Origin of the sequence: Acinetobacter sp. Ac_5812, from assembly GCF_013072695.1 — a bacterium.
Classification (GTDB): domain Bacteria; phylum Pseudomonadota; class Gammaproteobacteria; order Pseudomonadales; family Moraxellaceae; genus Acinetobacter.
This window is the reverse complement of record NZ_LXUK01000001.1, coordinates 278,133-299,251: the sequence shown is the minus strand read 5'-3', so window position 1 is coordinate 299,251 and position 21,119 is coordinate 278,133. Positions and strand designations below refer to the sequence as shown.

Sequence of the window (21,119 nt, the reverse complement as noted above, 5' to 3'; positions counted from 1 at the left end):
CTAGCCATCAGCTCAATCCGAAAGTGACGACTTAGGTCACTTCCCCCCGTACCAGGTAGCTTTCATTGTTCCATTCTTGATGCTGCATGATGGCTTTGAGATGTTGCACAGCATGCCAGATATCTTCAAATCCAAGATAGAGCGGTGTGATGCCAAAACGTAACACTTCAGGTTCACGATAATCTCCGATCACGCCACGGGCGATCAGTGCCTGAATAATTTCATAGCCATGTGGATGTTGATAGCTGACATGGCTGCCGCGATATTGATGCGCTTTCGGTGTGATCAGCTCGAAACCATACTCGGCACATTCCTGATCAACCAATGCAATAAATAGGTCGGTTAATTGAAGCGATTTCTCACGAATTTTCTGCATGTTGGCTTTCAGGAAAATATCCACCCCACATTCGATTAGGCTCATGGAAATAATCGGCTGAGTGCCGCATAGATAACGGCGAATATTGTTGGCTGGCTGATAATGCTGAGCCATGGCGAAAGGCTTTTGATGTCCCCACCAGCCAGAAAGTGGTTGCCAGAACTGATCCCGATGTTTGGGGTTGACCCAGAGCAGTGCAGGCGAGCCAGGACCACCATTGAGATATTTATAGGTACAGCCAATGGCAAAATCACTGTGACTTTGATTGAGGTCCATGGGTACAGCGCCAACAGAGTGACATAAATCCCAGATGATTAAGGCATTATGGGCATGGATTTGCTGATTAATCGCGGTCATATCATAGAAATAACCGGTGCGATAATTGACATGAGACAGCACCACAACAGCGACATCAGTCGTTAAAATTTCGCTTAAACCTGCCGCACCCTCAATCAATTCGACCTGATAGCCTTGATTGATCAAGTCAATGAAGCCTTCGATAATATAAATATCGGTGGGGAAAGCGTCTTTTTCCGCGACAATGATTTTACGTTGTGGATGCTTCTCGGCCTGAATTTTGACTGCAGCGGATAGCACTTTAAATAAATTTAAGGTGGTCGAATCAGAAATCACGGTTTCGCCAGCATTGGCCCCGATTAGTTGTCCGACTTTATCGCCTAAACGAGTTGGTAAGCCCCACCAATCTGCTTTATTCCAACTGTTAATGAGATCTTCACCCCATTCTTGTTGAATAATATGCTGCGCATAATTTAAAGACTGCTTTGGTCTTGCACCTAAAGAGTTACCGTCTAGATAAATCACATTGTTAGGCAAGGCAAAGTCATTTTTAAATGCGTTGAGCTCATCTTGTTTATCCCAATAAAGGCATTGTTCTTGTGTCACCATATTGAATTGCATCCCTATATTTATTGAATTCCACTGTTAAATTTTATCACTGCAATTTTTATTTTTTATCCGATAAAATCAGTAGATAAAGTTGAAAATTAGGATATGATTTCAATAATATTTAAATTATTAGAATAATTTCCGAATATGAATATTGATGCGATTGATCTTAAAATTCTAAATTTCTTGCAGAACGATGCACGCCTGAGTAATCAGGAATTGGCCGATCTGGTGAACCTTTCACCCTCTGCCTGTCATCGACGGGTCAAGCTTTTGGAAAGCAATGGCATTATTGAGAAGTACCAAGCCAGGCTCAATTATGAAAAATTAGGCATTAAAATTGAGGCAATAGTTGAAATAAAATTGATTCAACTTACTGAAACTGACCATAATTTTTTCTTAAAGCAGATTGAGGACTTTGAAGAAGTGGTGAATGCCTATGTGATTACAGGCGAGTCGAATTATGTGCTGCATGTGGCCACCAAAGACTTGAATGCTTTTTCACAATTCATTATTAATAAATTGAATAAGATTAAGGGCATTATGAGTATTAATTCTAAGATCATTTTAGATAAGGTCATTCAGAAAAAACTGCTTTGATTCCCGATTCACTATTGAACCTTGGTCTAAATTTAAAAATATTTATTTTAATGATATTAGGTGTTTAGATAAATTTAATTAAATAAAAATCATTCTCATAATCAATTTTTAAAAATAATTGCGAGACTGAAATAACGATTTAATAAAGTCAGTCGCGATTAATGTAACCAAAAACCTCGGTTTAAGCGTGGTAGTGCGTTTTATAATTCAGGTAAAATTAAGTTCTATTTAAAAATCAATTGAGATCGTTTTTGAAAAGTACAAGGTGTATGAATGGGGCGTGAATTAAAAAGCTCGAAATTACGTTCTGAGCAGATTAGTCGTCGTCTCTTTTTCTGCATGATAGTCATTATCTTTTCGATTTTTTATCTCTCCATCCCTTTAATTATTAATAGTTATCAAGAATATATAAAATCAGAACAAACACTCAATGAAATTACTTGCCTTCGCACATTAGTTAAAACAGCCAATAAAATTTCCAGAGAACGGGCACCTTCCAATAAAGTGATGTCGAGTGAAGCGAATGTGTTATTGGAAAATCAAAAAGAATTATTCGAGTATCGCAAGATTGTTGATGCAGAAATTGATAACAGCATTGAAGTTTTAAAACAAAACGGGTTTAGGCTGATTGCTTATGAACTGGAAACTGATTTAAAAGTTAAATTGGCTGCAGCACGAGCCATTGTTGATGCATATGCCAGCACGCCACATGCTGAGCGAACATCCAAGCAATATGATCATGCGATTTTATCCATGTTTAGTGTTTGGGATGAAAGCCGTGAGTTCTTAACGTGGCTATTGGTTCGTTCCAATAGTAAGAACAGCAAGATGTCGAATTATTTCACCTCAATTTTAGTACTCACTGATATGCGTGATCAGGCAGGTAGAGTTGCATCTAATGTCATGGCACCAGTGACATTTGGGGAAAAAATTTCGGATGAAAATCGAGCGCGCTCATTACAGACACAACATCAAGCGATTTATCTGTGGGAGTTAATTGATACGATCCAGCCTGAACAGTCGAAGACGCTTGAATATGTAGACTTATATCGTCGTGTTAAAACGGAGTTTTTAGATAAAGGATTACCGATCATTGCGCGCTTATTGGATGAAAGTAAAAATAATAAAGCGTATTTTCTGTCTGGGACACAATTGACAGAGCGAATGGTGGGGAAATTTACACCAGTCATGGACTTGCAAAACTATATTCTAGATTACAGCATCCAAGTTGCAGTGAATGAAAATAAATTCGCAAAGCGGCAGTTTATTTTTACTTTAATTATTTCTAGCCTATCTTTATTGATTGCAATTTTCACCATGATTTATGCCAAGCGCAAGGTGTTTAGTCCACTGATCCATGCCCGTGATATGATTTTGCGCTTATCTGGAACTTCGGATGAACTTCCTTTAGGTAAAAATAATAAGGAAGAGTTTTTCTCGTTGTTTGAAGCGATTGATAAATTAAAAGGGATGTTAAAACAGCGCGATGCGATGGAGTTGCAACTGAAGCAGATTGCAAATTCTGATGTTTTAACAGGTGTCGCAAACCGCTTGGCTTTAGATGAATATATTCAGTTTCTTGAATCCAAGCCTGAGGCTTTGTCTCAGACTTGTGTGATTGCGATTGATATTGATAATTTTAAGTTTGTAAATGATCAGTATGGGCATATTGTCGGGGATCAGGTGATTAGCATGATTGCTGATCAGCTCAAACATAATGTTCGAGCATCTGACTTAATTGTGCGTTATGGCGGTGATGAGTTCTTGGTCGTAATCGAGAATATTCAGATGACCGCTGCAAAAGTTGTGGCAGAGAGTATTCGTTCGGCTATTTTAAAAGAAAGGATTGTGATCCCGAATGTAGCTGAGTCGATTCATGTTTCGGTCAGTATCGGGGTTGCGATTGGCGCAAATAGTTGGTTAGAGCTGTTAGAAAAAGCGGATCAGTCGTTGTTAAAAGCGAAGGCAAAAGGGAAGAATGTGGTGGAATATTAAATTGCCCGTGATTGAATCAACCTAAGCGATTAAGAATGAGCTTTTGTTAAGGGGGAGTTAAAAATACATTAACCACATCTTTTATTTAATGAAATGAGTCATTTTCTTTGCCCTCAGGGAATAAATATTGCTGCATAAAATCAATAAATACTCGGGTTTTGGGCGAAAGGTAGCGATTTGATGGCCACACAATATTGAAATGCCCAGCATGGATGATGTTGTCGTGCATGATACTGATGAGTCGTCCAGATTGTATCTGATCTTTAATAGCAAAATCAGGTAAACAAGCAATACCTAATCCTTGTTCAACCATATAAATAATAGATTCAATGTTATTGGCCACAGTGGAGACAGGTAAATTCATGATGTAGGGTTTACCTTGTTCTTGTAAGGGCCAAGCCTCGATTTTACCTGTACTTGGATAACGATGGCGTAAGCAATGTCTTGTTGCAAGCTCACCTAAAGCCTGTGGTATGCCATGTTCAACAAAATAAGCAGGTGAGCCCACCATTTGATAGTGATAAGTACCTAATACCCTTGCCATTAAGCGTGAGTCAGTCAACGCACCTGTACGAATCACAACATCAAACCCTTCCTCAATTACATCAACGAGATGGTCGGAAAAATCGAGATCTAAATTGATGGCTGGCCATGCTTTTATGAACTGAGTGAGCGTTGGCATCATTAACATTCCAACTAAAGGTAAACTGACTCTTAGCCGTCCTTGGGGGACATGATTAATCTGTGATAATTCTAATTCGGCTTCTTCAACTTCGGTCAATATTTGACGGCATCGTTTAAGGAAGAGTGCACCTTCAGGGGTAAGTTGAATGCTGCGTGTAGAGCGGTGGAACAACCTGACATTTAATTTCTTTTCAAGTTTCGCAATGATTTTTCCAATAGCAGATGCGGACAAACCTAGTTTTTGCCCCACCAGTGTAAAGCTTCGAAACTCAGCAACTTGAATAAAGACATTTAAAGAACTAAAACGATCCATAATTTTTATTCTGGAATATTTTTCCGTATTCCTTAGAATCTTAACCTATTTTTCAATATTCCAAGTGAATCTAAACTCTGATTTCTACTTAATTTTGAATCAGGTTAGAAAAATGAGTCATATTCTTACATCTACCCAGTTCCAATCAGAACCTGTACCGACTGTTTTTGTGGTGAATGTTATCCATGCTCACCCAGAAAAACAGGAGCAAGCTTTTAAAATTATTCAGGAAATTGTGCATTATGCATCGTTTAAAGAGGGCTTTTTATGGAGCAATTTAGCGAAAAGTCTTGATGGTAAAACGGTTGTCAATATTGAAGCAATTTCATCCAAAGATGATGTCAAAAAATTCTTTGGGGATAAGGTTTTTGAGGCTAAATTTGATCGTCTGAAAACGGTTGCTGATTTTGAATTTCATATTTATCAATCGAATGATGTTGTTTTTCCACATTCAGGGGTTGTACATAAACTTCAGGACACACATGCATAAAATCAAGTCAAAAAAGAAACCGAGTTTGACTCGGTTTCTTTAAGGTTCGCACAGATAGAGTCATTTGATGAAATGTTAATCACTTGGTTTAGAACGTGATCTTTTATTTCAACAAAGGTTTTAAGAACTTCGCTGTATGTGAAATTTTAGATTTCACCACTTGCTCTGGTGTCCCTTCAGCAATAATCTGACCACCACCCGAACCACCTTCAGGGCCAAGATCAATCACCCAATCGGCAGTCTTGATCACATCCAGATTATGCTCAATCACCACGATGGTATTGCCCTTATTGCGGAGCTCGTACAGGATGTCGAGTAACTTGGCAATATCATGGAAATGTAGACCTGTGGTCGGTTCATCCAGGATATATAAGGTTCGACCTGTATCGCGTTTTGCCAGCTCACGTGCCAGTTTGACCCGTTGTGCTTCACCACCAGAAAGCGTGGTTGCTGCTTGTCCTAAACGAATATAGCCAAGACCGACTTGGGTTAAGGTATCTAAGCGGCGATGAATCACCGGAATTGCACTAAAGAACTCAGCAGCATCTTCCACCGTCATTTCCAGTACATCGGAAATGTTTTTGCCTTTATAACCGACTTCTAAAGTTTCACGGTTATAACGCTTGCCATGACAGGCATCACACGGTACATACATATCAGGTAGGAAGTGCATCGCGACCTTGATCATGCCATCGCCTTCACAGGCCTCACAACGTCCGCCTTTTACGTTAAACGAGAAACGGCCTGCGCTGTAACCACGCGCTTTGGCTTCAGGCGTTTGCGCAAACAATTCACGGATCGGTGTGAATAAACCCGTATAAGTTGCTGGATTTGAACGTGGAGTACGACCAATTGGACTTTGGTCAATATCGACCACTTTATCTAAATGCTGTAAGCCATCGATTGAATCAAATTTTTCCGCAGTCAGCGTAGTTGCACCATTGAGTTGAGTCGCTGCCAAAGGCAATAAGGTACGGTTAATCAGCGTTGATTTACCTGAACCTGAAACCCCTGTGACACAGGTCATGATGCCCAATGGGATAGTCAAATCGACATTCTGTAAGTTATGTCCGCTTGCGCCAGACAATTTGATGACTTCATCTGGACGTGGCGATTGAGTACGCTGTTTCGGCACTTCAATCTTTAATTTACCTGAAAGATATTGACCTGTAAGTGAGTCAGGATGATTGGCCAACTCATCATAAGTCCCTTCGGCAATCACCGCACCGCCATGAATACCCGCACCTGGACCGATATCAATAATATGGTCAGCCGCACGAATTGCATCTTCATCATGCTCAACCACTAATACGGTATTACCTAGATCACGTAAACGAATTAGGGTTTGTAGCAAGCGATCATTATCACGTTGATGTAGACCAATTGACGGTTCATCTAGTACATACATCACGCCCATCAAGCCAGCACCGATCTGTGAGGCTAAACGGATACGTTGCGCTTCGCCACCCGAAAGGGTTTCTGCGGAACGTGCCAAGCTGAGATAGTTCAGACCAACACTGACCAAGAAGTGTAAACGCTCACGAATCTCTTTAAAGATTTTATCGGCGATTTCACCTTTGGCACCTTCAAGATTCAGGTCTTGATAATAGTGTTCCGCATCACCAATCGACATCTTAGTGATTTGGGCAATGGTTTTGTCTTTGACCCGCACATGGCGAGAAATTTCATTGAGACGTGAACCACCGCAAGCATCACATGCCGCATTCGACAGATATTGCGCAAGATCATCACGGACATAATTGGATTCAGTCTCGCGGTAGCGACGTTCTAAATGCGGCAAAATCCCTTCAAAAGCTTGCACACGACTGTGTTTACGACCACGTTCATCAATATAACTCAGGTCGATTTTCTCTTTGCCTGAGCCTTGTAGGAATTTCTTTTGCGTGTCTTTATCCAGTGTGTTCCACGGTTGGTCGAGATCAATATTGAAATGATCCGCGACTTTTTGCAGCATGGTGTAGTAATACGGGCGTTGTCGATCCCAACCACGAATCGCACCTTGGCTGATTGAAACCTCAGGGTTTGGAATCAGTTTATCTGAACTGAAATGGCTGCGCGTACCCAAACCATCACAAACCGGGCAGGCACCGAATGGGTTGTTGAATGAGAACAGACGTGGTTCAAGTTCAGCCACGGCACGATCACACTCAGGACAAGAGTGTTTTGCTGAAAACACACGTTCAGGATGTTCGCCGTTCATCCATGATAAAACTGCAATATCACCGCCTAAACGTAATGCGGTTTCAAACGATTCTGCAATACGGTTACCGAGGTCGTCGCGCACTTTAAAGCGATCGACCACGACTTCAATGGTATGTTTTTTCTTCTTGTCCAGTTCAGGTGGTGTATCAATATCAATGATTTCACCATCGACACGGGCACGCACAAAGCCTTGGCCTTGCAACTGTTCAAATAGTTGGGTGTATTCACCTTTACGCTCGCGCACCACAGGCGCAAGCAACATCAAGGCGGTGCCTTCTTCAAGGCTTTTTACAGCATCAACCATTTCAGAAATGGTTTGTGCCACCATTGGCAGATCATGTTCAGGGCAGTAAGGTGTACCGACACGGGCATAGAGCAAACGCAAATAGTCGTAAATTTCGGTAATGGTACCGACGGTTGAACGTGGGTTGTGACTGGTCGACTTTTGTTCAATCGCAATCGCAGGGGAGAGACCTTCAATCGAATCGACTTCTGGTTTTTCCATTTGTGACAGGAATTGACGGGCATAGGCCGACAGTGATTCGACATAGCGACGTTGACCTTCGGCATATAAGGTATCAAAGGCCAAGGATGATTTTCCTGAGCCAGAAAGTCCCGTAATTACCACAAACTTGTCACGTGGAATATCGAGTGACACATTTTTTAAATTATGGGTACGTGCGCCTCGAATACGGATATGACTTTGACTCATAAATACATCTCAATAAGCTGAATATGAAAACATGTATATGATAGCGATTTAAAATCGTTCAAGTAGTATAAAAATAATTAAAACGACAAATTGTGACGGTTAATGAACTGGTTCACATTTATCTCACGCGATGCGCCTCATATTTTTAGCATTCAATGCCACAGATTGCCATGTAAAAATTGATCACGAATTAAAATACATAATTTACTAGACGACTGGTCTAATATTGATTTATAGTGTGTGCATGAAACGATCAAATAAAAGTGAAGCCACGCGACAACATATTCTCGATACCAGCTTTGAATTGGTATTACGTAAGGGTTTTGTCGGTGTTGGTTTGCAAGAGATTCTCAAAGCCTGTGACGTCCCGAAAGGGTCGTTCTACCATTATTTTGCTTCTAAAGAAGCATTTGGCTGTGCTTTGCTCGAACAATATATGGCGGATTATAAAGTCCGTGTCGAACAGCTCTGGCAACATACCGAACAAAGTGCCTATGCGCGTCTGATGGCGTTATGGCAAGCATGGATTGAGGACCCAGTTTATGGCAGTTGGGCGGAAAATTGTCTGATTGTGAAACTGGCGGCAGAGGTTGCTGATTTGTCCGACGACATGCGTGAAATTCTCAATCTCGGGGTGCATCGATTGACGCAACGCGTGGCCTTGTTATTACAAGAAGGGCAACAGCAAGGCTCAATCCCTGTGCATCTTGACCCACCCAAAACAGCCCAAGTCATGTATCAATTGTGGTTGGGTGCGGCCCTGATGACCAAGTTAGCGCAAGACAAGGCACCGCTACATTTAGCTTTAGAAACCACACAACAGCTGTTACAGCCGATTAAGGAATAAACCATGCAAAGTATTATCCATCACAGTTTTGGTGAACCTGTAGAGGTATTGCAGTTGGGTGACATGCCACAGCCTGAACCTAAAGCAGGTGAGGTTCGTATTAAAACCATCATGTCTCCTATGCATAACCATGATGTTTGGACCGTACGTGGTAGCTATGGCTATAAGCCAACGCTCCCAGCCATTGGTGGCAGCGAAGCGGTGGGGATTGTCGATGCAGTCGGTGAAGGTGTCGATGAAAGTAAACTGGGACAGCGTGTTGCGGTTGCTGGCGTACATGGCAGTTGGGCAGAATATTTTATTGCACCTGCACAAAGCATCATTCCATTAAATGATGCAATTGATAATGAAACGGCAGCTCAACTGATCGGCATGCCAATCAGTGCCTTGATGCTACTTGATTTTGTTAATCTGCAAGCAGGCCAATGGTTGATTCAAAATACCGCAAATGGTGCGGTGGGTAAAACCGTCGCCATGATTGCTCAAGCGCGCGGACTACACGTCATTCATCTGGTTCGCCGTACTGATGCGATTGCAGAAATGCAGGCTTTGGGGATTCAGCACGTGGTGGCGACAGATCAGTCAGATTGGAAGCAACAAGTCAAAGCGATCCATGCAGATCAGCCCTTAATTGCAGGGGTGGACTCAATTGGTGGCAGCGCCAGCGGGGAAATGTTGAGTTTACTCAGTGAAAATAGCCTATTGGTGTCGTTTGGCAGTATGACTGGCGAGACCATGCAGATCTCATCGGGTGATCTGATTTTTAAGCAAGCCACGGTTAAAGGATTCTGGGCCAGTGTGGTCAATAAAGAAATGCCAGTGGAACGTAAAAAGGCTTTGTTTGTAGAACTGATTACATTGGCGACGCAGAAAAAACTAATTTTACCAGTTGAAGGTGTCTTCAGTTTTGACCAGATTAAAACTGCCGCGTTGAAAGCAACTCAAGGCGCGCGTCAGGGTAAGGTGTTGTTACAACCATAACTCAGCTACTCACCGCCAGCCGTGAGGCTGGCCACTTCCGATCTCGTTATCATAAAAAGGAAAAATCAGATGCTTGGACAATTACTCATCGGACTCATCGCATTATTACATGTCTATATTTTGGTGTTGGAAATGTTTTTGTGGGACAAACCTTATGGTTTAAAAGCCTTTGGCAATAGTCTGGAAAAAGCACAACTGACCAAAGTATTGGCACAAAATCAGGGGCTGTATAATGGTTTCCTTGCCGCCGGTTTATTTTGGTCATTATTGGCACCCACCGCTTATGCGACCGCAATTGCCAATTTCTTTTTAGCTTGTGTGTTGATTGCAGGGATTTATGGTGGCCTCACAGCCAGCAAAAAGATCATTTATATTCAAGCAGTTCCCGCACTGATTGCTTTAATTGTGGTGAATGTTTTTTAACCCAGCAATAAAAGTAGGCATTTGAGCTGATTTATGCTTTAATGCGCTCAGTTTGAGATGAGCCTCATACAGTATATCGGACGATACGATATACGACTAAGCCCCTTAATTGGGGCTTTTTTACGTCTGGATAAAATAAGGCTCAGGGTTAGGTGCTTAGGCTTGATCCAGACCCAACCATTGACGTTGTTGATAGGCGCTGTCCCAGAATAACCACTCCAATTTTGCCCCCATGCTATAAGCCGCATGCATTTTGGCTAAAGTGTCTGCGTCACAACGGGCTGCGACTTTATCAACTGTCGCAATCACATTACGTACCGCGGTATTAAACTCTTCCCCTGCATAGGTATCGATCCATGCTTGGTAAGGATTGTTGGCAACCGATTGGCTGACGATATCTTTACCCACTTCGGCATAAATCCAGAAACATGGCAGTAAGGCTGCCAAAATCACAGGATAGCTTTCTGACCATGCCGTTGCCGTCAAGAATGAGGTGTAATGATGGCAGGCCAAAGTCAGCGGTGTGCTTTCAAATTCGGTTTTGCTGATCTCAAATTCCTGCATAAAATCGCTGTGTAAGCTGCGTTCCACAATAATGGCAATTTTAGCTGCTTCAGAAAACTGAATCACATCATCGGCTTCATAGGCCTTTGCGGCAGCAACTGCCAAGGCACGTCCATAGGCCAATAAATAATGTGCATCTTGAATCACATAATGACAAAAGGCTGAACGATCGAGTGTGCCTGCTGCAAGCTCTTGATTAAACGGAAGCGCTAATATTTTTTGATATAAATCTTGATTACGCTGCCAAACATCTTGAGAAAACGTCATGGAATGAACCTATTAAAGTACATATAAAAGAAATCTTTCAGCACTATAGCAGAGTCTGGTCTGGATGGTTTTTTTTGCCAAACAAGTCCAACAATCTTTTCTGTTTTTGGGTCAAAACTCGCCTACAATAAGCACATTTTTATCACTCTACATTTGGATAAAAGGCTGCTCATGAAGCATTTCCGTTTCTCAATATTTTTTACGATTGTGTGTTTAGCACTTTCGGCTTACTGGGGCTATACGCATGGCCCTGAAGCGGGTGTTGCCACCATGCTAAAAGCACTGACCATTACTGCAATTCTAGCGGTGATGGAAGTGTCTCTTTCTTTTGACAATGCGGTGGTGAATGCCTCAGTACTGCGTGGTTGGGATCATTTCTGGAAAATGATCTTCTTGACTGTGGGTATCCTGATTGCCGTATTTGGGATGCGTTTGATCTTCCCTGTGGTGATTGTGGCGGTAACCGCCGATATGGGCATGGTTGAAGTCGCCAAAATGGCCCTGAATGATCCGAAGACCTATTCAGAACGCTTAATGGCCCATCATGCTGAAATTTCAGCCTTTGGGGGGACCTTCTTATTGATGGTGTTCTTAAACTTCTTCTTTGATGATGGTAAAGAAACCCATTGGTTTAAATGGCTGGAAGCGAAATTAGCCCATTTGGCTAACGTGCCTGCCATGTCGGTGTTCTTGGCCTTGATCGCGATGATCATTATGGCGGCGAATGTCGATGAGTCTGCTCGTTTGGCTGTGACCATGGCAGGAATCTGGGGCATCGTGGTGTATATCGGGGTGCAAGTCTTGAGTCATTTATTGGGTGGAGAGCCTGAGATTGATGAAAATGGCAATGCCATTGGCCATGACTCAAGTGGTGCAACTTCGGGTGTGGTAAAAGCTGGTTTTGGTGGTTTTCTCTACCTTGAAGTGCTAGATGCATCCTTCAGTTTTGATGGTGTGATCGGTGCATTTGCGATTACCAGTGATGTGGTAATCATCATGCTGGGTCTAGCAATCGGTGCGATCTTTGTCCGTTCAATGACCATTTATCTGGTGGAAAAGGGTACTTTGGATGCGTATATCTACTTAGAGCATGGCGCACATTATGCGATTGGTGCACTGGCATTCATTATGATTGCCAGCGGTACCGGCTTACATGTGCCCGAAGTGGTCACTGGTTTGATCGGGGTGGCCTTTATTGTGTGGGCAGTGATTGCTTCGATTCAATATAGCAAGCGCGAACAGCAAGCTTCTTAAGCTTGTTTTCAGCTTGATCAGCTAGTGTAAATAAAGGAGCGAACATCGCTCCTTTATTTTTTCTCTGCAGAAAGATTGTGTTTTTCATGATCTAACTTACAACCTTTGTAGGCGAATGGCTTATAATTCGCTGAGCCAGTTATAGTGTCTTATCAATAATGAATGCTTTAGAACGCCGTTCAACCTTTGCCTTAAGTAGCATTTTTGCCTTACGCATGTTGGGCTTGTTCATGATTATTCCTGTATTTTCAGTTGCAGGACAATCCTATCAATATGCCACACCTGCCTTAATTGGTCTCGCGGTGGGGGTCTATGGCTTAACCCAAGCAATTTTACAGATTCCATTTAGCCTATTGGCCGATCGCTTTAGCCGTAAGCCTCTGGTGGTGCTTGGCTTATTATTATTTGCCATTGGCGGTGCCATCGCAGGCCTATCCGACACCATTTATGGTGTGATTATCGGTCGAGCGATTGCTGGTGCTGGTGCAGTTTCGGCTGTGGTGATGGCATTACTGGCCGATGTCACCCGTGAAGAACAGCGAACCAAGGCCATGGCCGCAATGGGCATGAGTATTGGCCTGTCTTTTGTGGTGGCCTTTAGTCTGGGGCCGTGGTTGACCAGTCTGGTGGGCATTTCAGGTCTATTCTTTGTCACCACGATTATGGGTTTGGCTGCGATTGCAATGCTCTTACTGGTTCCTAAAGTCACGCGACACCATCGCAACTATCAGCAAGGTTATCTGAAGCAGCTCAAGCAAGTGATCCAAATGGGCGAGTTGAATCGTCTGCATGTCTCAGTCTTTGCACTGCATTTATTGCTGACTGCGATGTTTATTTATGTACCTTCACAGCTCATCGAATATGCTGGAATTCCTTTAGCAAAGCATGGTCTAGTCTATTTACCTCTATTAGTGATTAGCCTGTTCTTTGCCTTCCCAAGCATTATTATTGCGGAAAAGTATCGCAAAATGCGCGGCATTTTTCTTACTGCGATTGCAGGGCTTATCGGCGGTTTGCTGATTCTAATCTTTGGCTATGAGTCTAAATATATATTGCTGGCAGGACTGGGTTTATTCTTTATCGCGTTTAATGTGATGGAAGCATTATTACCCTCTTGGCTATCCAAAGCAGCTCCGATCCAATCCAAAGCCACTGCCATGGGCGTCAATGCCAGTAGCCAGTTCTTGGGTGCCTTCTTTGGCGGAACCTTGGGGGGGCAGCTTTTGATGTTACAGAATACTGCACTCGGGTGGAGTGTGCTGACGGGGATTGCTATAATATGGCTGCTGATTAGTTTTGGTCTGGCTCAGCCGAGATATTTGTCTTCTATTGTGTTGCCTTTACCTCAAGCAATACAAACAGATGAATGGACTTCAAAACTGTTGGCGATTCGTGGTATTGAAGAAGTCGTGGTGATGCCAGAACAGCAAGTTGCGTATATTAAAGTCGATAAACAGTGCATTGATGATGCTGGGCGACAAGATTTAACGCACTTGATTGGCAAAGAGGTAGCCATTTAATCATAACTCTTATAAAGTAAAACATAGAAATATATAGGATGAAGACAGCTAATGCGTGGTGTGAATAAAGTTATTTTAGTAGGTACTTTAGGTAAAGATCCAGAAACTAAAACTTTTCCAAATGGTGGATCATTAACTCAATTCTCGATTGCAACCAGTGAATCGTGGATGGATAAAAGTACGGGTGAGCGTAAAGAGCAAACAGAATGGCACCGTATCGTGTTGCACAACCGTTTAGGTGAAATTGCACAGCAATATCTGCGTAAAGGCTCAAAAGTGTATATCGAAGGTTCATTACGTACCCGTCAATGGACAGACCAAAACGGTCAAGAGCGTTACAGCACTGAAATTCGTGGCGATCAAATGCAGATGCTGGATAGCCGTCAACAAGGCGAGCAGAGCGGTGGCGACTTTAACCAACCACGTTTTAACAACAATAATAACCAAGGTGGCGGTTACCAAAATACAGGCTATAACAATAACAACAACCAAGGTGGTTATGGTCAAGGTGGTGGCTTTAATGGCGGCAACCAGCAAGGTAATTATGCAGGTAGCCCACAAGCAGGTAATGGTTTTAATACACCAAAAGCAGCACCTCAACCTGCTGCGGCAGCACCAGCGGATTTAGATGACGATTTACCGTTTTAGATCTTCGCGTTCAGCATGAGAAAAGGCATAAAACTTAGTTTTATGCCTTTTTTGTTGGGGACGTTTTTTTATCGCGCAGAGTCCAAGGTTTCGTGGTTGGTCACCACTTCTTGAGCTTTGCTGTAACTTTCAATCAAAAGCTGATAAGCAGGGAAAATCTGGGTATAGACCTGAGCCCATTCCAATGCATCATCACGGTTCCAAGTACGCTGAATTTCTGATGCCACAGCCGCAGTATCCATCGGCACCACACCGGCTTGCACCACACGAGCTAGGGTAATTTCTTCTGCCATTTTGCTATAGGTTCCAGAAGCATCAATCACGGCAAAGACTTTATAGCCTTCGGCAACAGCACTGATCGCAGGGAAGGCCATACACACGCTGGTAATGGTTCCTGCAATAATCAGGGTATTACGGCCTGTCGCTTTAACAGCATTGACAAAGTCTTGGTTATGCCATGCATTGATCTCACCTTTACGTGCCACATATTGGGCATGAGGGGCATTGGCATGGATTTCAGGAATTAAAGGGCCATTGGGGCCTTGTGGTACGGAAGCGGTGGTGATCACTGGAATCTTGGCCAAACTGGCAATCTTAGCCAAGGCTGCTGCGCGTTGACGTAATTCAGGCATTGGCATATCGCCGACGGTTTGGAATAAACCACTTTGGTGGTCAATCAAAAGCATCACGGCATCATTGACATCGATAACAGGTGCTTGGCCATTGAAGTTTGCTGGCATTGTCATTGTTGTATCCTCATCTTGTCTTAGGGGGTATAATTGATGATATAGACAGGACGATGGGTGAAAAACATCTATAATAGGATATATTGTCATGTCAAAAGAACAATTGTGGTCATCATTGACGGGTCGAGCAAATAACATGAAAGATTTAAATGACTTATATTTCTTCGTGAAAGTGATTGATTGCGGTGGTTTTTCAGCAGCCAGCCAAGAATTGATGGTGACCAAGTCTTTACTGAGCCGGCGTATTGCCGAATTGGAAGATCGACTCGGGGTGAAGCTGATCAATCGAACCACCCGACAGGTGTCAATTACCGAGGTGGGGAAAATTTATTATCAGCATTGCAAGGCCATGTTGATTGAAGCGGAAGCTGCCGAAGAAGCAATTGAATTTTTAACGGCCGAGCCACGTGGATTGATCAAGCTGTCTTGCCCGACCAATTTATTGCATATCAATATTAGTCCAATGCTGAATGAGTTTTTGCAGCTATATCCCAAAATCAGTCTGCATGTCGAAGCCACCAATCGCCGCGTTGATTTAATCAATGAGCGTTTTGATTTGGCGATACGAATTCGTCCTTTACCCTTAGCCGACAGTGAATTGATTGTGCGAGAACTGGCTTTGGCACGACAATTGATTGTTGCCAGTCCAGACCTGTTACATCAGTTTTATTCAATCCATGAGCCACAACAACTGACGCAGTTCCCTGTGTTGATGATGGAGTCCTTTGCGCCTGAATATGCTTGGCAGTTATTCTCTCAAGATCAGCAAGAACTCAAAGTCCAATGTCATCCACGACTGACCACCACGGATTTGACTGCGCTTAGAGAAGCCACGCTGCAAGGCTTGGGCGTGGCAAAATTACCCGAATTGATGGTAGCTGAAGACATTAAACAAGGGCGTTTGATTCATGTATTACCCCAATGGCAACCTAAACCTGAGCTGATCCACTTGGTCTATACCTCTAGACGTGGATTGCTGCCATCGATGAAATTATTGATTGATTTTCTGGTAAAGAAATTTGCGGAACTGAAACAACACAATTCGGTGCTTTATTAATACTGCACTATAAGGAATAGCCACTGTCAGTTTTTGCCAATTCTCTCAGGCCTTCCATCAGGGTCTCAATCAGCTTTTCCAGCACCAAACGTTGCCCTTTGCGCGAGGCATAGACCAGCTGTACGGTGCCCCGATTGGATTTCCACTCGGGTAATAGGTGAATCAGTTTACCTTTTTGAATATCGGCTTGCACCGTGAGATAAGGCAGGTCCGCAATACCCAAACCATCATGGACCGCATAATAAACCCCAGCCAAATCATTGCTTTTGACCCGTGGTTGATAAGGTACATCTACAGTTTCATCATGGTCGACATGACATAAATGCCAATAATATTGGTGTTTTTGAATGCCTAGGGCTACGCTCGGATAGTGCTGTAATTCTGAATAATGAGTAATGGTCTTACCTTGCAATAATTCGGGCGCTGCCACCAGACAATGCTCAGTCCGAATCACATCGCGGACAATTAAACTGGAATCTTGATTGGGCTCAAAACTGGTACGGATCGCGATATCAATATCATCATGCAGCACATCGACGCGGCGGCTGGTCAATTCTAAAGAGATTTCAACTTTGGGATAGGCTTTTAAAAACTGATTGAGTAATTTCCGAATCTGGAAATGCATCATTAACGGTGGGCAACTGATTTTGACCATGCCTTGTGGTTCATTTTTCTGCTTGAGCAAGACATTTTCGGCACATTCGACTTGTGCAATCACTTTGCAGCATTCTTCATAGAACTCTTGACCTAAATCCGTGACTTTGAAATGACGGGTGGTGCGTTGGATCAGGCTGACATTAAATTTATGTTCTAGGTCAATGATACGACGGCTAAGTTTGGATTTACTGATATTTTCAGCTTCGCTGGCCGCACTAAATCCGCCGTGTTTCACCACCAAATAGAAATAATGAAAGTCATCAAATGAGTTAATCAAGGCAAAGCGAATCCGAAATAACAAAAGATGAGAATAGCATTAACTCTTCTCATCTTCCGAGGGCCTTATTTATTTTTCTGAGCTATTGGTGAAATAACTGGTCATCAAGTTGCGATAATCCGGAATATGATTCGAGAATAAAGCACCTAAGCCTTCGATATCATTGCGCCAGTCACGGTGCAGTTCACAGGCCATCCCAAACCAGGTCATCAATTGTGCCCCTGCTTGAGACATACGATCCCACGCCGCATCACGGGTTAAGGCATTGAATGTTCCTGAAGCATCGGTAATCACAAATACTTCAAAGTCTTCTGCCAGTGCAGACAAGGCTGGGAATGCGACACAGACTTCCGTGACCACACCGGCAATAATCAATTGTTTTTTACCAGTTGCTTTGACCGCTCTAACAAAGTCTTCATTGTCCCAAGCATTGATTTGGCCTGGACGAGCGATATAAGGGGCATCGGGGAACAGTTCTTTCAGTTCAGGAACCAGTGGACCATTTGGGCCATTTTCAAAGCTAGTGGTGAGAATTGTCGGTAAGTTGAAGTATTTTGCGGCGTCTGCCAATGCCAAAACATTGTTTTTAAATTTATCTGGATCAATATCCCGAACCAATGAAAGGAGGCCAGCTTGGTGGTCGACCAAAAGTACGGCTGCGTTGTCTTTGTCTAGGCGAATATAGTCTTTAGCCATTGTTGTATCCTCATGTTTTTGTAAAAAGAATACGGAAAAGAAAGTGAATTTCCGTAGTGCTTGAAATTATGCTAGTTAAATTTTTCATGTAGATGAAGCGCAAAAAATGAGATAAACAATATCAAAAATGGGATGATTGATAATGTTTAGAGATTAATTCGCTTTTTAATTTTTAATTGTCCTATATGTAGAATAATGTGTTGCCGTTCTGAGGCTATAAGCACACCTGTTTGAGGCGTAAAATAGATCCCAAGAACAGAACTTCTACTCTATAGGAGAAACCAAATGAAAAGAATTCTGGGTGTGTATCAAAACAAACACATGCACTGGGTCGGTGATGGTTTCCCAGTGTATAACTTATTTTCCTATGATCGCTTAGGTCAAAGCCTCAGCCCATTCCTCCTCTTGGACTATGCTGCACCATACCGTTTTGATCCAACCACAGCACAACATGGTGTCGGTTCGCATCCACATCGTGGCTTTGAGACCGTGACCATTGCCTATCAAGGTGAAGTGACGCATAAAGACTCAAGTGGCGGTGGTGGAACCATCAAAGCGGGTGATGTGCAATGGATGACCGCAGGTGGTGGTATCTTGCATCAAGAGTTCCATTCACCAGAGTTCGCTCATCAAGGTGGTTTATTTGAAATGGTTCAGTTGTGGGTTAATTTGCCAGCGCATTCCAAAATGACGCCAGCAAAATATCAAGCCATTGAAGCCGATCAAATTCAGCACATTAAATTGGATGATGCGGGTAGTGAGATGCGAGTGATTGCAGGTCAATATCAAGACACCGAGGGTGCAGCAACCACCTTTAGTCCAGTCAATGTTTGGGATGGCATGATTGTAAAAGATCAGGAACATACCTTTTATGCGACTGAAGGCCATACCACATTGTTGGTATTGCTCTCTGGTCAGGTGGTCTTAAATGAAAACCAAAGCATAGAAGCACCGAGTTTGGTGGTGCTGAGCCGTGAAGAAATTGACTTTAGCATCAAGGCCGAACAAGACAGTAAATTCCTGATTTTGACTGGTCAGCCACTGAATGAACCGATTGAAGGTTATGGACCTTTTGTCATGAATAGCAAAGCGGAAATCGTTGAGGCAGTTCGTGATTTCAATAGTGGTAAATTTGGTTCAATGCAAGCTTAATTGTAATTTAAATCAGTTGTTTATATAAGAAAGCCTATCACTCCGTTAGAGTGATAGGCTTTCGCTGTAAGGGTCCTCTATTGATTTTTTTAATATTATGTCACTTATAATTATTCAGCTTGTTATGTGACTTTGTTCTCGTTATTGTTTAATAAAAATAGCACTAATATTGGGCTTTGCAAAGGCTATAAAGCGCTGAAAATGAAAAAATATAGAATGTTCTGTATGTTTTTGTGTCCTAAAATGTAATAAGTTTAATTTTTTCATCATGTTAAGATAGAAATGCAATTTGTGATAAAATGTAACAAGAATCCAACAACGATATTACGACAAAAGTCTGGCAGAAGCCTTCAATCTGGTATTTTTTAATACCGCGTTTCGCTTAACTATCGGTCATAATCAAGAAAAATCATCAACTGATGGGACATAATTTTGGATATTGCAATTATTGGCAGTGGAATGGCAGGACTTGCCTCAGCCAGAATCCTACATGATGCAGGGCATAAGGTGACTATATTCGAAGCACTCGCAGGGCGAGGCATGGATAGTCATAGTATTGATTTTGATGGTGGCATCATTGATGCGCCTTTAAGGGTGATGAATCCCAAGCTTTGGAAAAATACTTTAAGTTTGGCAAGCTACTTGGGCATAGAAACTTTCCCTGTCCGTACCTTTATGGCTTGCAGTTGGTTGTTTGAAGATAAAACAGATACATGGCTCACCACTTCACGCAGCCGTATCGGCAATTTCCCGATTATCAATAACCGCAAAGGCATTCAGCAATATGGCTGGCGCTTGGTCAAAGGCATGTTGCAGCTGAAAACTGCGGTACACCAATTTTTTAAATCGGATAATCAAGACATCACACTAGCTGAATTCATGAATCAATATCATATTGAGGAAGTGTTTTGGCATGGCACGGTGATGCCAGTGCTGTATACCATTTGTACTTGTCATCCTAAAACCATTGGTGAATGGCCGGCCAAACCTTTACTGGAATTTATCCGCCAGTTGACTGAGGGTGAAGCCTTATTGCGGATGAAAGGCGGAACGCCTGCATTGGTCAATCGCTTGATTGAAGGCATTGAAATTCATAGTGGTTCGCCTGTTCAAAAAGTTGAAGAGCAGGGTGATAAGGTATGGGTGGAAAATGCACAAGGTGAGAGCCAGTTATTTGATCGTGTAGTGATTGCCACGCCAACGCCAGTGATTGAAGATTTTCTCAAGCAGCCACAATTTGCCGAAGACATTGCCTTATTGAAGAAATTCCGCTTTGAACAAGGCGATTTGGTGATTCATACCGATCCGATTGTGATGCCACAACGCCGTAAAGATTGGGCGGTATTGAGCTATATGATGGATCGTAAATTTACCCGTCAGCAATTTACGGTTTGGATTAATGCGATTGAACCCAGCTTGGTGGGTAAAAATGCCGTGTTCCAGACGTGGTGTCCGGTGATTGATATCGATCCGAAGAAAATCATTTCCAAGGTCAAACTCACTCGTGCAGTGGTTGATTCAGAAACCGTGGCTTTGAATAAACAAATTCAGCAACGCCATTTGGATTTAAACCGTAAAGTATTTTACTGCGGTTCATGGTCCTGCGACGGTTTACCGATCTTGGAATCTGCCGTGACCTCAGCGATGCATATTTCTGAAATCTTAGGTGCAGCTGTTCCCTTTGTTGGATTAAAGCCAAAAGTCACAGTTGCGCCTGAACTCGGTTATTAA

General features: G+C 42.7%; 19 protein-coding genes. 12 read left to right on the top strand and 7 right to left on the bottom strand.

Annotated elements, in window-relative coordinates; genetic code table 11:
* Positions 1-31: 31 nt before the first annotated feature.
* Entirely contained in the window at positions 32-1,282 is a 1,251-nt protein-coding gene (gene kynU / locus A7P55_RS01460; RefSeq protein WP_171550830.1) for a kynureninase, read from the bottom strand.
* Between the two features lie 147 nt (positions 1,283-1,429).
* Between kynU and gigD the strand changes: the two genes are divergently transcribed.
* Positions 1,430-1,882 (top strand): Lrp/AsnC family transcriptional regulator GigD, encoded by a 453-nt coding sequence (gene gigD / locus A7P55_RS01455; protein ID WP_004803678.1) that lies wholly within the window; start codon positions 1,430-1,432, stop codon positions 1,880-1,882.
* A 273-nt stretch (positions 1,883-2,155) separates the two neighbouring features.
* Positions 2,156-3,877: a GGDEF domain-containing protein gene (locus A7P55_RS01450; RefSeq protein ID WP_171550829.1), complete on the top strand. Its 1,722-nt coding sequence runs from the start codon at positions 2,156-2,158 to the stop codon at positions 3,875-3,877.
* Between the two features lie 85 nt (positions 3,878-3,962).
* Here A7P55_RS01450 and A7P55_RS01445 read toward each other — a convergent pair whose 3' ends face one another.
* Complete coding sequence (locus tag A7P55_RS01445) at positions 3,963-4,874, bottom strand: LysR family transcriptional regulator (RefSeq protein ID WP_171550828.1); 912 nt, start codon at positions 4,872-4,874, stop codon at positions 3,963-3,965.
* Between the two features lie 112 nt (positions 4,875-4,986).
* Here A7P55_RS01445 and A7P55_RS01440 point away from each other — a divergent pair, with 112 nt between their 5' ends.
* Complete coding sequence (locus A7P55_RS01440) at positions 4,987-5,364, top strand: antibiotic biosynthesis monooxygenase (protein WP_171550827.1); 378 nt, start codon at positions 4,987-4,989, stop codon at positions 5,362-5,364.
* Positions 5,365-5,467: 103 nt separating this feature from the next.
* Here the strand turns inward: A7P55_RS01440 and uvrA are convergent, their stop codons facing one another.
* Positions 5,468-8,299, bottom strand: a complete 2,832-nt coding sequence (uvrA, locus tag A7P55_RS01435) for an excinuclease ABC subunit UvrA (RefSeq protein ID WP_171550826.1) — start codon at positions 8,297-8,299, stop codon at positions 5,468-5,470.
* Positions 8,300-8,543: 244 nt separating this feature from the next.
* On the opposite strand from uvrA, the gene A7P55_RS01430 reads away from it, so the two are divergent.
* The 3 genes from A7P55_RS01430 (at position 8,544) to A7P55_RS01420 (ending at position 10,550) form a co-directional block, all read left to right on the top strand.
* On the top strand, positions 8,544-9,146 hold the full coding sequence (locus A7P55_RS01430) for a TetR/AcrR family transcriptional regulator (protein WP_171550825.1): 603 nt from the start codon (positions 8,544-8,546) through the stop codon (positions 9,144-9,146).
* A gap of 3 nt (positions 9,147-9,149) precedes the next feature.
* The gene (locus tag A7P55_RS01425) at positions 9,150-10,127 is read left to right on the top strand and encodes a zinc-binding dehydrogenase (protein ID WP_171550824.1); all 978 of its coding nucleotides are present in this window, start codon (positions 9,150-9,152) and stop codon (positions 10,125-10,127) included.
* Positions 10,128-10,196: 69 nt separating this feature from the next.
* Positions 10,197-10,550 (top strand): DUF1304 domain-containing protein, encoded by a 354-nt coding sequence (locus tag A7P55_RS01420; RefSeq protein WP_171550823.1) that lies wholly within the window; start codon positions 10,197-10,199, stop codon positions 10,548-10,550.
* A gap of 156 nt (positions 10,551-10,706) precedes the next feature.
* On the opposite strand, the gene tenA is transcribed toward A7P55_RS01420, so the two are convergent.
* On the bottom strand, positions 10,707-11,381 hold the full coding sequence (gene tenA, locus A7P55_RS01415; protein ID WP_101235457.1) for a thiaminase II: 675 nt from the start codon (positions 11,379-11,381) through the stop codon (positions 10,707-10,709).
* A gap of 171 nt (positions 11,382-11,552) precedes the next feature.
* Between tenA and A7P55_RS01410 the strand changes: the two genes are divergently transcribed.
* The 3 genes from A7P55_RS01410 to ssb all read left to right on the top strand — a co-directional run bounded on the left by A7P55_RS01410 (position 11,553) and on the right by ssb (position 14,803).
* A complete protein-coding gene (locus A7P55_RS01410; RefSeq protein WP_171550822.1) occupies positions 11,553-12,635 on the top strand; it encodes a DUF475 domain-containing protein in 1,083 nt (360 codons plus the stop codon).
* A gap of 155 nt (positions 12,636-12,790) precedes the next feature.
* Positions 12,791-14,155: an MFS transporter gene (locus tag A7P55_RS01405; protein ID WP_171550969.1), complete on the top strand. Its 1,365-nt coding sequence runs from the start codon at positions 12,791-12,793 to the stop codon at positions 14,153-14,155.
* Positions 14,156-14,206: 51 nt separating this feature from the next.
* Positions 14,207-14,803 (top strand): single-stranded DNA-binding protein, encoded by a 597-nt coding sequence (gene ssb / locus A7P55_RS01400; protein WP_016542674.1) that lies wholly within the window; start codon positions 14,207-14,209, stop codon positions 14,801-14,803.
* Between the two features lie 68 nt (positions 14,804-14,871).
* Here the strand turns inward: ssb and A7P55_RS01395 are convergent, their stop codons facing one another.
* Positions 14,872-15,549 carry a hydrolase gene (locus tag A7P55_RS01395; protein WP_070074517.1) on the bottom strand — a complete coding sequence of 226 codons (678 nt, stop codon included), beginning with the start codon at positions 15,547-15,549 and terminating at the stop codon, positions 14,872-14,874.
* Between the two features lie 136 nt (positions 15,550-15,685).
* On the opposite strand from A7P55_RS01395, the gene A7P55_RS01390 reads away from it, so the two are divergent.
* Positions 15,686-16,606, top strand: coding sequence for a LysR substrate-binding domain-containing protein (locus tag A7P55_RS01390; protein WP_171550968.1), 921 nt, complete (start codon positions 15,686-15,688; stop codon positions 16,604-16,606).
* Positions 16,607-16,613: 7 nt separating this feature from the next.
* Here A7P55_RS01390 and A7P55_RS01385 read toward each other — a convergent pair whose 3' ends face one another.
* Both A7P55_RS01385 and ycaC read right to left on the bottom strand, forming a co-directional pair.
* Entirely contained in the window at positions 16,614-17,540 is a 927-nt protein-coding gene (locus A7P55_RS01385; protein ID WP_171550821.1) for a LysR substrate-binding domain-containing protein, read from the bottom strand.
* Between the two features lie 69 nt (positions 17,541-17,609).
* Positions 17,610-18,236: an isochorismate family cysteine hydrolase YcaC gene (gene ycaC, locus A7P55_RS01380; RefSeq protein ID WP_171550820.1), complete on the bottom strand. Its 627-nt coding sequence runs from the start codon at positions 18,234-18,236 to the stop codon at positions 17,610-17,612.
* A gap of 285 nt (positions 18,237-18,521) precedes the next feature.
* On the opposite strand from ycaC, the gene A7P55_RS01375 reads away from it, so the two are divergent.
* Both A7P55_RS01375 and A7P55_RS01370 read left to right on the top strand, forming a co-directional pair.
* The gene (locus A7P55_RS01375; RefSeq protein WP_171550819.1) at positions 18,522-19,388 is read left to right on the top strand and encodes a pirin family protein; all 867 of its coding nucleotides are present in this window, start codon (positions 18,522-18,524) and stop codon (positions 19,386-19,388) included.
* A 432-nt stretch (positions 19,389-19,820) separates the two neighbouring features.
* Positions 19,821-21,119, top strand: a complete 1,299-nt coding sequence (locus tag A7P55_RS01370) for an FAD-dependent oxidoreductase (RefSeq protein ID WP_171550818.1) — start codon at positions 19,821-19,823, stop codon at positions 21,117-21,119.

Excerpts from the sequence above, each read along its gene's own strand:
- kynU (WP_171550830.1), bottom strand. The coding sequence starts at position 1,282 with ATGGTGACACAAGAACAATGCCTTTATTGGGATAAACAAGATGAGCTC.
- gigD (WP_004803678.1), top strand. The coding sequence starts at position 1,430 with ATGAATATTGATGCGATTGATCTTAAAATTCTAAATTTCTTGCAGAAC.
- A7P55_RS01450 (WP_171550829.1), top strand. The coding sequence starts at position 2,156 with ATGGGGCGTGAATTAAAAAGCTCGAAATTACGTTCTGAGCAGATTAGT.
- A7P55_RS01445 (WP_171550828.1), bottom strand. The coding sequence starts at position 4,874 with ATGGATCGTTTTAGTTCTTTAAATGTCTTTATTCAAGTTGCTGAGTTT.
- A7P55_RS01440 (WP_171550827.1), top strand. The coding sequence starts at position 4,987 with ATGAGTCATATTCTTACATCTACCCAGTTCCAATCAGAACCTGTACCG.
- uvrA (WP_171550826.1), bottom strand. The coding sequence starts at position 8,299 with ATGAGTCAAAGTCATATCCGTATTCGAGGCGCACGTACCCATAATTTA.
- A7P55_RS01430 (WP_171550825.1), top strand. The coding sequence starts at position 8,544 with ATGAAACGATCAAATAAAAGTGAAGCCACGCGACAACATATTCTCGAT.
- A7P55_RS01425 (WP_171550824.1), top strand. The coding sequence starts at position 9,150 with ATGCAAAGTATTATCCATCACAGTTTTGGTGAACCTGTAGAGGTATTG.
- A7P55_RS01420 (WP_171550823.1), top strand. The coding sequence starts at position 10,197 with ATGCTTGGACAATTACTCATCGGACTCATCGCATTATTACATGTCTAT.
- tenA (WP_101235457.1), bottom strand. The coding sequence starts at position 11,381 with ATGACGTTTTCTCAAGATGTTTGGCAGCGTAATCAAGATTTATATCAA.
- A7P55_RS01410 (WP_171550822.1), top strand. The coding sequence starts at position 11,553 with ATGAAGCATTTCCGTTTCTCAATATTTTTTACGATTGTGTGTTTAGCA.
- ssb (WP_016542674.1), top strand. The coding sequence starts at position 14,207 with ATGCGTGGTGTGAATAAAGTTATTTTAGTAGGTACTTTAGGTAAAGAT.
- A7P55_RS01395 (WP_070074517.1), bottom strand. The coding sequence starts at position 15,549 with ATGACAATGCCAGCAAACTTCAATGGCCAAGCACCTGTTATCGATGTC.
- A7P55_RS01390 (WP_171550968.1), top strand. The coding sequence starts at position 15,686 with ATGAAAGATTTAAATGACTTATATTTCTTCGTGAAAGTGATTGATTGC.
- ycaC (WP_171550820.1), bottom strand. The coding sequence starts at position 18,236 with ATGGCTAAAGACTATATTCGCCTAGACAAAGACAACGCAGCCGTACTT.
- A7P55_RS01375 (WP_171550819.1), top strand. The coding sequence starts at position 18,522 with ATGAAAAGAATTCTGGGTGTGTATCAAAACAAACACATGCACTGGGTC.